The organism is Rhodanobacter humi, assembly GCF_041107455.1.
Taxonomy (GTDB): domain Bacteria; phylum Pseudomonadota; class Gammaproteobacteria; order Xanthomonadales; family Rhodanobacteraceae; genus Rhodanobacter_A.
Window position 1 is genome coordinate 1,561,790 of record NZ_JBGBPY010000001.1, and the last position, 12,754, is coordinate 1,574,543.

10 protein-coding genes are annotated in these 12,754 nt (G+C 65.9%); 8 read left to right on the forward strand and 2 right to left on the reverse strand.

All coding sequences use genetic code 11. From position 1 onward, the window contains the following. Positions 1–94 precede the first annotated feature (94 nt). A complete protein-coding gene (locus AB7878_RS06910) occupies positions 95–1,012 on the reverse strand; it encodes a sigma-70 family RNA polymerase sigma factor (protein WP_369493657.1) in 918 nt (305 codons plus the stop codon). Between the two features lie 310 nt (positions 1,013–1,322). Here AB7878_RS06910 and AB7878_RS06915 point away from each other — a divergent pair, with 310 nt between their 5' ends. The 8 genes from AB7878_RS06915 to AB7878_RS06950 all read left to right on the forward strand — a co-directional run bounded on the left by AB7878_RS06915 (position 1,323) and on the right by AB7878_RS06950 (position 12,034). Continuing rightward, positions 1,323–1,976 carry a glutathione S-transferase family protein gene (locus AB7878_RS06915; protein ID WP_369493658.1) on the forward strand — a complete coding sequence of 218 codons (654 nt, stop codon included), beginning with the start codon at positions 1,323–1,325 and terminating at the stop codon, positions 1,974–1,976. A gap of 488 nt (positions 1,977–2,464) precedes the next feature. Continuing rightward, positions 2,465–3,184 carry a helix-turn-helix domain-containing protein gene (locus AB7878_RS06920; protein ID WP_369493659.1) on the forward strand — a complete coding sequence of 240 codons (720 nt, stop codon included), beginning with the start codon at positions 2,465–2,467 and terminating at the stop codon, positions 3,182–3,184. A 224-nt stretch (positions 3,185–3,408) separates the two neighbouring features. Further along, positions 3,409–6,459 carry a TonB-dependent receptor gene (locus AB7878_RS06925; RefSeq protein WP_369493660.1) on the forward strand — a complete coding sequence of 1,017 codons (3,051 nt, stop codon included), beginning with the start codon at positions 3,409–3,411 and terminating at the stop codon, positions 6,457–6,459. Positions 6,460–6,992: 533 nt separating this feature from the next. Continuing rightward, on the forward strand, positions 6,993–8,435 hold the full coding sequence (gene pdxR / locus AB7878_RS06930; RefSeq protein ID WP_369493661.1) for a MocR-like pyridoxine biosynthesis transcription factor PdxR: 1,443 nt from the start codon (positions 6,993–6,995) through the stop codon (positions 8,433–8,435). Between the two features lie 332 nt (positions 8,436–8,767). Continuing rightward, the gene (locus AB7878_RS06935) at positions 8,768–9,094 is read left to right on the forward strand and encodes a hypothetical protein (RefSeq protein ID WP_369493662.1); all 327 of its coding nucleotides are present in this window, start codon (positions 8,768–8,770) and stop codon (positions 9,092–9,094) included. Between the two features lie 177 nt (positions 9,095–9,271). Then, entirely contained in the window at positions 9,272–10,102 is an 831-nt protein-coding gene (locus AB7878_RS06940; RefSeq protein WP_369493663.1) for a 2OG-Fe(II) oxygenase, read from the forward strand. Positions 10,103–10,339: 237 nt separating this feature from the next. Continuing rightward, positions 10,340–10,876 (forward strand): inorganic diphosphatase, encoded by a 537-nt coding sequence (gene ppa / locus AB7878_RS06945; protein WP_369493664.1) that lies wholly within the window; start codon positions 10,340–10,342, stop codon positions 10,874–10,876. Between the two features lie 141 nt (positions 10,877–11,017). Then, complete coding sequence (locus AB7878_RS06950) at positions 11,018–12,034, forward strand: zinc-binding alcohol dehydrogenase family protein (RefSeq protein WP_369493665.1); 1,017 nt, start codon at positions 11,018–11,020, stop codon at positions 12,032–12,034. A gap of 132 nt (positions 12,035–12,166) precedes the next feature. Here AB7878_RS06950 and AB7878_RS06955 read toward each other — a convergent pair whose 3' ends face one another. Then, on the reverse strand, positions 12,167–12,754 hold the full coding sequence (locus AB7878_RS06955; RefSeq protein WP_369493666.1) for a ferritin-like domain-containing protein: 588 nt from the start codon (positions 12,752–12,754) through the stop codon (positions 12,167–12,169).

Genomic DNA, 12,754 nt, shown 5'->3' on the forward strand with positions numbered 1-12,754 from the left:
CGGTGCCCGCGAATTTCCAAACCCGCCGATTTGAAACGTCCTCGCGGCGAGAGCGCGCATCAGCGAGCTCCGCGCGCCCATTCACACGGCAGAACTAGACCGCCGCCTGCAGCCGCTCCACGACGACGACCTGCGCGCCCTCCAGCGCGTAGCGTGCGTAATGGAAGTCGCGAATCGCGGCGACCTCGTTGCCGCTCCACTCGAGCACCACGAAATACAGGGGTGCGCCGTCCGGGTCGTCGGGATCGAACACGAGCAGCACAGGGTTGCGGTCCACGAAACCCAACCCGAGTTGCCAGCCGTTCAAGCGGTTGTAGTTCTCGAAGTAGTTGGAGACCCGCGCCTTGCCGTCCGCCTGGATGCGGTTCACCAGGTTGAGCTTGACCTCGTCCGCCAGCATGTCCCGCACCGCGTCGAAATTCCGCGCGTTGAAGTGGGAAGCGTAAGTGGCCAGCAGGCGACGTTCGCGTGCATCGAGCATGGGCACCGGCGCGTCGTCCGGCGCGTTGGCGAGCTCCTTCAGGTGGGCACGACCCCGCTGCAATGCCGACTTGACCGCCGGCACCGTGCTGTCGGTGAAGTTCGAGACTTCGTCCAGGGAGTAGCCCAGCACGTCCTTGAAGATCACGGTGCTGCGCTGCAGTGGCGGCAGCCGCGCGAAGATCCGGAAACCCACGAGCGCGGCGTCGAAGGCGTCGATGCGGGCGGAATGGTCGACGATCATGTCCAGCTCCTCATCCGCGTGACGCGCGTCCTCGCGCGTGCGCCGCCGCAAGAAGTCGATGGCGGTGTTGTGGGTCACCCGGATCAGCCAGCGCTCCAGCACCGAGAAGTTGTCGATGTCCGGCGGCGAATCGAGCACCTTCACCACGGTCTCCTGCACCACGTCGTCGCCATCCACCGCCGAACCGGTCATGCGCGCCGCGTAGCGATGCAGCCGCGGTCGTATTTCGGCCAGCATCCGGTCGAGCAGCTGGCGTCGTGCGTGGATGGAAGCAGGGGCGTCGCTCATGGAAACGGTTGATCCTCGACAGTGGGTCGCAGTGGTTTCGGGGCGGTCGCGATTATGCGCCGGACGGCGTCATCCCCGTCGTCGACGCGCTCCCTTTCATCAAGACGTTTTGGGCCGCGCAAAAGAATCGGACCCGGCGGCGAATTTCGGCCGCCCATGAGTCCCGCCTGGCGTGAGGCCGGCAAATCATCCCCGCACCGATTCCTTTCGCCTGGCCGGTTCGTTCTCTCGGTGAGACCCGCCGAATGCACGGCGGAATACACGCCGGATACGACCGGCGTCAATGGCCGTTCGAACGAGGAGGAACGAGATGAAAAAGATTGCCGTATGGGGTTTCAGCTGGGTGCCGCCTTTCGCCCAGGGACTGGTGCGGGACCTGCGGGTACGCTGGGCACTGGAGGAGGCCGGGCTCGCCTACGAAAGCCGCTGGGTCGGCATCGACGAACGCAACGCCGCGGCACACCGCAGCCGGCATCCGTTCGGGATGGTGCCTGTCCTCGAATCGGGCGACCAGACCCAATTCGAGACAGGCGCCATCATCTACATGCTCGCCGAGCAATGCGAAGCGCTCATGCCCGCCGATCTGCGCTTCGAAACGCTCACCTGGATGTTCGCCGCACTCAATTCGGTCGAACCGCCGCTGTGGAATCTTTTCGTGCTGGACAAGCTGCACGGCGACGAGGAGTGGACGAAGCTGCGGCGCGCGGGGGCGGTCGAGGAGGTCAAGGCGCGACTGGCCGCGCTTTCCGGCTGGCTCGACGGCCGCATGTACCTGCTCTGCTCGTTCACGGCCGCCGACATCTTGATGACAACGGTGCTGCGGTTCATCCGGCACACCGATCTGGTCGCCGGATATCCGGTGGTCGACGCTTACGTCAAACGCTGCGAATCGCGGCCGGCATTCAAGGCTGCCTTGCAAAACCAGTCATCCGGCTACGCACGGCACGAACCAGTCGCCGCCTGATCGGGAAAAAAGCCGCGGAGGGAAAGCGGGCGAACAAATACATCGCCGGAATGGAGCGCATCCATGCCAGGCATGGGCTTGGTCGTCGCATGGCCGTCGCGTGTCGTCGTCAAGCACGACCGCGATGGCCGAACCACGCGCATGACACCCCCACCACCATGTGGCCGCGTCCCGCATCGGTCCCGCCTCACGCGCCAGGCTGGCCCGAGAGAAGGCTTCTCCATGTCACCGGCAACGTGTTGCTTGTTCCCACCGCGATATTCGCCCGTGGCTCGCAGCATTCTCCGAATGGCTTTGACGATTTCGCGCGAATTGGTTGTGTATCGCGTCGCCTCGCATACCTACGCTGCTCGCCGGACGCTTTCGTAACGAATAGTTGACGGCGACATCAGCGATTCGTCTGCGCCGACGTCTGGTTCGCCTGGGAGCCTCCCCAGCCCCAGGCGAATCCCTTCTCCACCTTTTCCCCACTCGCAGAGCAAAGACCCATGTCAACGCTCGCCGCCATGCCCCATGCGGATCCGTCTCGCTGCATTGCAGGAAACGGCAACCCAGCGGACTTCCAGGGTGATCCGTTCCACGCGCGCATTGCGTTTCTCGAACACCCGCCGCGCGGATCTGGAACGGTGCGCGACGGAGTCACGGATGACGTGCGCATGGCTTCGTCGCAAGCGCCTGCGGACACCGCGCTCGGCTTGTCCGCGCGCATCCAGTGGCTGATCCGGACCGCGGGCAGCGCCAGCGCCATCGCGCGGAGCTGTGGCGTTTCCGAAGGCACGGTACGCAACTGGCGCGATGGCCACAGCGACATGTCGCGCGAGCGTTGCGTGATTCTCGCGCAGGCACTCGGCATCTCGCTGCTCTGGCTGGTTTCCGGCGAAGGGACCATGCGCGTGGAGCCCCGCGCTGCCGCCGCCACGACGACATTTGCCGACTCGCCGACGCCAACTGGCGCCACCGAGGGCACACCGCGAGCTCGCACGCCAGCGGTCGATGCACGCCTGCTCGCTTCCGCATTGCGGTTGCTGCAGTCGTACATCGGCCTGGCCGGCGGTTCGCTGGATCCGTCGCAGCGTGCCGACGTGCTGGTCGAACTCTACGAACTGCTGGGACGCGCCGGCGAGCCAGGGCATGCCGAACGCCTGATCGCTTTCCACGCCACGCTCGGCAACCTCCTGCGCGGCAGTCGCCGCACCCTCATCGCGTGATCGGGCGTGGCGCAGGGGCGCGACCGATTCCGCGACGCCGGCACCGACCGATTCCGGAAAACATCGGCATGGCCATCCAGAAAACGAAGTAGATCGCCACAAGCATCCGCATTCCATGCGGCCGGGGTTCGCCGGGCGAATCCGGTTTCACATCTCACTGAGAGGGGAGTTGCATGAACAGCAGCACGCACGTTGCAAATCGTCGCCACAGCCGAAAGCCGGTCTTGACGACCTTGAGCCTGGCCATGGCCGCCACCTTGTATGGCCTCGGCGCGACCAACCCGCTTCACGCCCAGGCCACGACCGGCAGCATCTTCGGGAGCGCACCCGCGGCGGCCGGCGAAACCGTGATGGCGAAGAGCGCCTCGGGCGTCACGCGCGAGGTGGCAGTCGGTGCGGACGGCCGCTACGCCATCAAGTCCTTGCCGGTGGGCACGTACACCGTGACCCTGCGCAACGGCGGCCAGACGATCGCCACGCACGACAACGTGGCGGTCAGCGTCGCCACCGGCATCGAGGTGCCGTTCACCGCGGCCGCCAACGCGGCCAACGCCCAGAACCTGAGCGCCGTGCGCGTGGTCGCCAACGCGTTGCCATCGATCGACGTGTCCAGCGTCAACTCCAGCACCATCATCACCGCCGCCGACCTGCGCAAGCTGCCGGTGGCGCGCAGCGCCGAATCGATCGCCCTGCTGGCGCCGGGCACGGTCGCGGGCAGCAGCTTCTTCATGGGCCCTGGCAACAAGACGCTGGTCGCGTTCGGCGGTTCGTCGGTCACCGAGAACGCCTACTACGTCAATGGCTACAACACCGGCGAGCCCTACAAGAACCTAGGCGGTTTCCAGTTGCCTTACGGCGCGATCGACCAGCAGGAGACGCTCACCGGCGGTTACAGCGCCAAGTACGGCCGTTCCGACGGCGGTGTGATCAACCAGCTCGGCAAGCGTGGCACCAACGAGTGGCACTTCGGTGGCCAGGTGGCCTGGCAGCCGCGCTTTCTTGAGAGCAACCCGGTAAACAACTACTACAACAGCCACCCGGTGATTCCCGCGCCGATCGGTCCGGTCACCTACCAGCTGGAAAACCCGAAACAGCCGGGCACGCTGAACCAGTACCGCGCCGACAACAAGCAATGGCAGACGATCTACTCGGCCTACGTGGGCGGCCCGCTGATCAAGGACAAGCTGTTCCTGTTCCTGGCGGCCGAAACCACCAGGACGCATTCCACCAACGTGGAGTTCGCCGCCAACCAGCTCGTGCAGTACAACCGGGACAAGGACAACAAGTTCTACGGCAAGCTGGACTGGAACATCACCGACAACAACGTCCTCGAGCTGACGGCGCTCAAGAACAATTCCAGCATCGGCGCCGGCACGTCCTACGCGTTCGACACCGACACGCTGAAGTCGGGGCCCTTCGTCACGAACAACGACGTCACCAAGGACAACGCCCAGTTCTACCTCGGCCACTTCACCAGCTACATCACCGACAACGCCACGCTGAGCATCCTGTACGGCAAGGCGCGATTCCAGGATCCCACGATCTACGGCAACCACAGCCCGCTGCCGTTCATTTCCCGCGCGGACCGCCAGGACCCGGCCCTGCTGCCGCCGGGCACCGGCTCGAACGGCATCGTCAACAGCCAGACCAACACCAGCTGGACCTCGGCCCAGGCCGCCAACGGCACCCATGGCCTGCGCGTCGACTTCGACTACAAGCTGGGCGACCACGACCTGTCCGTCGGCATCGACAACATGAGCTACAAGGCCCGCAACCAGGGCCCGGAACAGCAGAACCCGTTCAACCCGTCGCTGAACTACTTCTGGCGCTACTACCCGGGCGATATCGTGAAGAAGCGCGAGCTCGGCTGGGCCACCAGCATGACGATGACGCAGAAGGCGTACTACCTGCAGGACGCCTGGCAGGTCACGCCGAACGTGCTGCTGAACGTGGGCGTGCGCAACGACCACTTCACCAACTACAACGACCTCGGCAAGGCCTTCGTCGACGAGAAGAACCAGTGGGAACCGCGCCTCGGCGTGAGCTGGGACGTGTTCGGCGACTCCTCGTTCAAGCTCTACGGCAACGCGGGCCGCTACTACCTCGCGCTGCCGGACAACGCGGCCGAACGCGCGGCAAACCGCTCGACCTATCTCGTCACCACCTACAACTACACCGGCATCGATCCGGCCACCGGCATACCGACCGGCTTGACCCAGATCGGCAAACCGACTTCGCCCGACGGCGAGCTTGGCCTGCCCAAGGATCCGCAGCAGGTCACCGCGCGCAACCTGAAGCCGGAGTACGTGGACGAGTTCATCGTCGGCTTCGACAAGAAGCTGGGCGAACACTGGGTCTATGGCGCCAAGGCGATGTGGCGCGACCTGAAGACCGCGATCGACGACGAGTGCTCGCCGGGGCAGATCGGCGCCAAGATGACGAGCATGGGGCTGGACCCGAGCAAGTACTCCGACTCGCTCTACGGCGCCTCGTACTGCCGCCTGATCAACCCGGGCCTGACCAACAACATGCTGGTCGTTTCCAACGACGGCAGCAGCAAGCTCATCGTGCCGATGACCATGAAGGACTGGGGTTACCAGCAGGGCGTGATCCGCAAGATCGGTTCGCTGGACCTGTACCTCGAGCATCCGTTCGACGGCAAATGGTACGGGCGCGCCGACTACACCTTCAGCCGCGGCTTCGGCAACACCGAAGGCCAGGTGCGCAGCGACTTCGGCCAGGCCGACGTCTCCAAGACCGAGGACTGGGACAGCTGGCAGCTGATGGACGGCCAGAACGGTGAACTGAGCAACATCCGCAAGCACCAGTTCCGCTTCCGCGGCGCCTACCAGATCACGCCGGAATGGCTGGTCTCCGCCGTCCTGCTGGTGCAGTCCGGCTTCCCGAAGGAATGCCTGGGCTACTACGGACCTTCGGGCACCGGCGACCCCACCAATTACAACCTCGGCGGCGCGGGCAACTACCACTGGTGCCACGGGGTGCGCATCCCGCCGGGCTCCGTCGGTCATACGCCGTGGACGGAGCTGCTCAACCTCGGCGTGCACTACATGCCGGCGTTCGCCGACCACAAGTTGGGCATCAACCTGGATGTCTTCAATGCTCTGAACCAGCAGCGGGCCATCCAGACCCAGCCCGTCGGTGAAGCCGCCTACAACAGCGCCACCAACATCATCTCGATCAACAACAGCTACGGCCAGGGCATCTTCTGGAACCCGCCGCGCACCGTGCGGCTTTCGGTGACCTACGACTACTGAGCCGTCGCGGCACCAGCCCGGCCGGTGATCGGCCGGGCGCGATGCTGACCAGACGCCGGCGTCCGCCACGGACGCCGGCGTCGCTTTCGATGCGGGATCGATGCCGCGAAAAGCCCACCGCTGTTCGCGGGATGGCTGCCGGGCGTCGCGTCCAGCGGAGTCCTCGCGGCGCCGGCGCCTGTGCTTGCGCAGGCGTTCGGGTTACCGGCATCGACCACGGGTTCGACTCGCTGCCATCAGCCTGCGCGGCAAGCGGGTGCGGTCGATTTCCGGGCGTGTTCCCGCATCGACTGCCTGCGCGCGTTGCCGCGTGTCAACGGCCGCGCGAGAACTGCAAGGACAGCGGCCTCGCGGTGGGCGTGCATTCGACGGCAGTCGACTTCGAGCACGACCTGGCCAACGCGCAGGCCGCGATCGCAGGAACGTGCGAAGCCATCGGTTACGCAAGTGTTGCCGTACTTCGGCTGTTGTGCGCAAACTCTTGCCGCAGTCGAACCTCCACCCTCCGACTCCCCATCCGAGAGTGCGCTTGCATGTTCCTCGACCTGGACGGCGACGGGCCGCAGTACGCACAACTGACCCGCGCGCTGAAGGGCGCCATCCTCGATGGCCGCATGGCCGCCGGCGCGCGCCTGCCGCCCACGCGTGAACTCGCGCAGGAGCTCGCGGTGTCGCGCACCACCGTGCTGGCCGCCTACGAGCAGCTGCGCGCGGAAGGCTTCATCAACGGCCGCGTCGGTTCGGGCAGCTACGTGACCCGCCTGCAGATCGCGCCGGCCTTGCAGCCCGCCGACAGCGAGGCCATCCCCCCCGCTTCGCGCTACGCGGAACGTGCCCGACGGTTGCGGAACCGCGGCATCGCGGGCATGCATCACGGCCTGCGCTACGACCTGCTGTACGGCGATCCGGTGACCAATCCCGCGCTGAACGCCGCGTGGGGACGCGAACTGGCGCGCGCCGCCGCCTACTCGTCGCTCAAGGTGACCAGCTCGTGGGGCTTGCCGGCCCTGCGCCAGCAGATCTGCGACTACCTGGCGCGCCGACGCGGCGTGCAGGCGCGCCCGGAGAACCTGCTGATCGTCACCGGTACCCAGCAAGCCTATGCGTTGTGTGCGCGCGCACTGCTTGACGAAGGCGACACCGTGGTACTGGAGGAGCCGCACTACTTCGGTGCCCATCACGTCCTCGATGCGCACGGCGCGGACTTTCTCCCGGTGCGCACCGACGACGACGGCCTGGTCTGCAGCGACTTGCCGGACATGCCGCCGAAACTGATCAGCGTGACGCCATCGCACCAGTTCCCCACCGGCGCGGTGATGTCGCTGCCGCGCCGGCTCGAACTGCTGCGCTACGCCGCCAGCAAGCGCTGCTGGATCGTCGAGGACGACTACGACGGCGAACTGCGCTACGACGGCCACCCGCTGGCCGCGCTGCGCTCGCTCGACGAGAGCGACCGCGTGATCTACGTGGGCACCTTCTCCAAGACCTTGTTCGGCGCGTTGCGCCTCGGCTACATGGTGCTGCCGACGGCGCTGTGCAACGACTTCAACACCGCCAAATACCTCATCGACATGTCGTCCCCCGGCATCGAGCAGGCGGCGCTCGCGCACTTCATGGAAAGCGGCGGCTTCGAGCGACACCTGCGCCATGCGCGCAAGGAACTGAAGACCCGCCGCGAAGCGCTGATCGAAGGCCTGCGCCGCCACGCCGGCGAACGCGTGCAGATCGTGCACTCGCCGGCCGGCATGCACGTGGTGGCGTGGCTGAACGGTTACGACCACGCGCGCGCCGAGGCGCTGATTGCATACGCACACGACCGCGGGCTCGGCCTGCACCCGATCGCGCCGCATTACCTCGCGCCACCGGCCCGGCCCGGCCTGCTGCTCGGCTACTGCAACCTGTCGACCACCGAATTGCGCGAGGCGATGCGGCTGTTTGGCGAGTGTCTGGCCGCAGTCCCGGCCGCGGCGGGCTGAGCCATTCAGTCGGCCTGCCGATCCATTCCATCGGCGATGGCATGCCTCGGACCTTGCCCTTGCCGTGCCGCGGGCACCACACCATTCCACCATGGCGCCTCGTGCGGCAACTAGAGCGTCAGCGTGCAACTCCTAACTTCCGACAACGCACGACGCACCGTTCGCGCGATATGCAAACCGGTATGCTCGCAAATCGATGCTTGGAATGCTGTGGCAAGCGCCTATTGCAGCACTGAGTTGGTGCGCTTGACGGCAAGGGGGTGGTGGCAGAGCATCGCGGCATATGCCTCGTTCCGGGGTCTACTTGACGTTAGGCTGGAAATCGATACTCCGTGAATCCGCAGGCACCTTTTAATGTTCTCTTCGCAGTGCTGTTTGGCATGGTCGTTGTGTGGTTCGTGCTCATCAAGCTGCTCTGCATTCGCCTTGAGACAGCACATCCACAAAAGTACGAGGCAATGGGCAGGCCGTCGCCATTTCTGCGCAACAACATTGCTACCGGCTGGGCAACCATGAAGTTCTTGTTCACACGCGAGCATCGAACACTCAACGACCCCTACTTATCCAAGCTATCCGATGCCATGCTGGTGTTCTTCGCAATTTATTTGGTTCTGTTCCTTTGGCTGTCCTTCTTCATCTCCGGCTCTCCAGCAGCCTAACCACTCCGTAAGAAACTTCTGATCAAGCCCAGGCGCATGATGCTTTTGCCCTGAGCTTTCGAGCTTCTGCTGGCGACAGCCATGGCCATTCAATAGCGCAAAATCGACGCCGCGCCGATTCGGTTGCGCCGGGCCTCGTGAAGTAAGCTTAGGCGAACCCACGACCCGCCTCGCACCATGAACAACCGCACTGCGATCAGCCCCGAACTGCGTGAATGGATCCTCGCCACCACGCGTGCCGGCCACGGCCCGCAGGACGTGCTCGAACTGATGCGGGCACATGGCTACGAACCGCGGCAGAGCCGCGCCATCGTGGCGGAAGTGCTGCAACTGCAGCTCGCTGCCCTGGACGCGGATGCCGCCGTGCCGGCGGGACGCCGAACGAAGCACCCCGAGGGGCCGCTGGCCACGGTGGGCGATCGCGAGATACGGGTCGCGCTGAGCATGAACCGGCCGGCGCTGCGCGTGCTCGACGGCCTGCTCTCGGGCGAGGAATGCGACGAGCTGATCGCGCTGGCCCAGCCGCGCATGGCGCGCGCGCTCACCGTGGACGCGGCCGGCAAGCAGCAGGTCGACCACCGGCGCACCAGCGTGGGCATGTTCTTCAAGCTGGGCGAGCTGCCGCTGGTGGCGCGGCTGGAACAGCGCATCGCCGAGCTGCTCGACATCCCGGTGAGCCACGGCGAGGGCCTGCAGATCCTGCACTACCTGCCCGGCCAGGAATACCAGCCGCATTATGACTGGTTCGATCCCGACCAGCCCGGCTACGCCACGATCACCGCGCGCGGCGGCCAGCGCATCGCCAGCGTGGTGATGTACCTCAACACGCCCGAGGCCGGCGGCGGCACCGCGTTCCCCGAGGTCGGCCTCACCGTCAGCGCACTGCGCGGTTCGGCCGTCTATTTCGCCTACGAGGGCGGCGACGCCAGCTCGCTGCACGCCGGCCTGCCGGTGCAGCGCGGCGAGAAGTGGATCGCCACCAAGTGGCTGCGCGAGCGGCCGTATTGAGCATGGCCATATGATGGCTCCCTCTGCGCAGGAGCGGCTTCAGCCGCGATTCGTTACCGTCGGTCGCGGCTGAAGCCGCTCCTGCAAGGCCTTGTCGTACACGGGTTGAGCGCCTGCCGCACGGCACAGGGCAGCCAGCCATTCCGCCCCAGCGTTCAGCCTCCGCTGCTGCATCGCAGCAGCCAGTGGCGTATCCTTGCGGGCTTTCTTCCTCCGAAATCGCGCAAGGACATCCCCATGGGTCTGCACCTGGTTCCCGCCGGCCGCAACGTGCCGGACGAAATCAACGTCATCATCGAAATCCCCAAGGATGCCGAGCCGGTCAAGTACGAGGTGGACAAGGACTCGGGCGCGATCTTCGTCGACCGCATCCTGTCCACGCCGATGCGCTACCCCTGCAACTACGGTTACGTGCCGGGCACGCTGGGCGGCGATGGCGATCCGCTGGACGTGGTGGTGATCCTGCCGCTGCCGCTGGCCGTCGGCTCGGTGATCCGCTGCCACCCGGTCGGCATGCTGAAGATGACCGACGAGGCCGGCAGCGACGAGAAGCTGGTGGTGATCCCCTCGCCCAAGGTGTTCCCCGGCTACGCCCACATCAACGACATGAAGGGCGTCTCGCCGCACTGGCTGGAACGCATCGGCCACTTCTTCGAGCACTACAAGGACCTGGAGAAGGGCAAGTGGGTGAAGGTGGATGGCTGGGTCGGCGCCGAGGAGGCCAAGGCCGAGATCATCGCCGGCGTCGCGCGCTACAAGGCTTCCAAGGCCTGAGTTCACCGAACCGACGGCGCGTCGCCGCGAGGCGACGCGCCGTTTTTCATGCACGCATCACCAGTCATCGACAAAGGTCGGGCAGGCGATGGCTCCGACACGACCGATAATGGCCCGACAAGCCTGCCCGGATTCGCCGCCATGAAAGCCGTCGCCCTCACCCGCTACTTGCCTATCGACGATCCCTACTCGCTGGTCGACGTGGAATTGCCGCAGCCGATACCCGGCGCGCACGACCTGCTGGTGCGTGTGGAAGCCGTCTCGGTGAACCCGGTCGACACCAAGCTGCGCGCGCCGAAGCCGCAGGTGGAAGCGCAGCCGAAGGTGCTGGGCTACGACGCCGCCGGCACGGTCGAGGCCGTGGGCGCCGAGGCGCAGGGCTTCCGCCCCGGCGATCGCGTGTACTACGCCGGCGACGTCACCCGCCCGGGCAGCAATGCCGAATTCCAGCTGGTGGATGCACGGCTGGCGGCGGCGATGCCGCGCTCGATGGATTTCGCCGACGCCGCCGCGTTGCCGCTGGTGGCGGTCACAGCGTGGGAGCTGTTGTTCCAGCGCATGCCGTTCGACAGCGAGCACGGCGGCAAGGGCAAGTCGCTGCTGGTGATCGCCGGCGCGGGCGGCGTGGGCTCGATCGCGATCCAGCTGGCACGGCGCGCGGGCTTCACGGTGATCGCCACCGCCTCACGTCCCGAGACCCTGGACTGGTGTCGCGCGATGGGCGCGCAGCACGTGGTGAACCATCGCGAACCGCTGGCGCCGCAGCTCGCCGCACTGGGCTTTCCCCAGGTCGACGCCGCGCTCAACCTCGCCGACACCGACCGCTACTGGGACACGCTGGGCGAGCTGCTGGCGCCGCAAGGCCACGTGGGCCTGATCGTGGAGCCGAGCGGCGCGCTGAAGATCGGCGATCCGTACAAGGCCAAGTGCATCGGCATCCACTGGGAATTCATGTTCGCGCGGGCGCGCTGGAAAACACCGGACATGGCCGAGCAGGGCCGCATCCTCGTGCGCGTGGCGCAACTGATTGATGCGGACGAGCTGAAGAGCATCCAGCGCGAGGCGCTGAGTCCGATCAATGCGGCGAACCTGCGCGAGGCGCATCGCCGGCTGGAATCGGGCGCCAGCATAGGCAAGCTGGTGCTGACCGGCTGGTGAGACGGCAGGGTCGCTCGATTCACTGCGACCTTTGCAGCCTCCATGGGCGGCCGCGAAATGATGGAAGCGAAGCGAGTCGAGAGGAGCGAGAAGCGAGAGAAGGCATGCACCTTGCCCGCCCCTTCTCACTTCTCATTTCTTCTTGCCGTGCGCGGGCGCCGGCCGGGCCGGCTCGCCCTTCTTGCCCAGTTGCTCCAGCAAGGTGTTCATGTCCTCGGCGTGCTCCTCCTCCATCGCCAGGATGCCTTCCAGCATGCGGCGCGTGGTGGGGTCGGCCGTGCCCACGTAGTCGATCATCTCGCGGTAGCTGTCGATCGCGATGCGCTCGGCGACCAGGTCCTCCTTGATCATGTCCACGATGTCCTCGCCTTCCACGTAATCGGCATGGCTGCGCGTGGCCAGGCCGTCGGGCGAGAGATTGGGCTTGCCGTCGAGCTGGGTGATGCGCTCGGCGATCAGGTCGGCGTGGCCCTGCTCCTCGTTCGCGTGCTGCAGGAACTCCGCCTTGATCGCCTGCGAGTGGATGCCCGAAGCCATGTAGTAGTGGTACTTGTAGCGCAGCACGCAGACAATCTCGGTGGCCAGCGCGTGGTTGAGCAGCTTCACCACGGTGGCGCGGTCGGCCTTGTAGCCGGCAGTCATCGCACCCTTGTCGATGTCCTGGCGCGCACGCTTGCGGATGGCTTCGATGTCGCTGACGAAGGGCTTGGCTTTGGACAT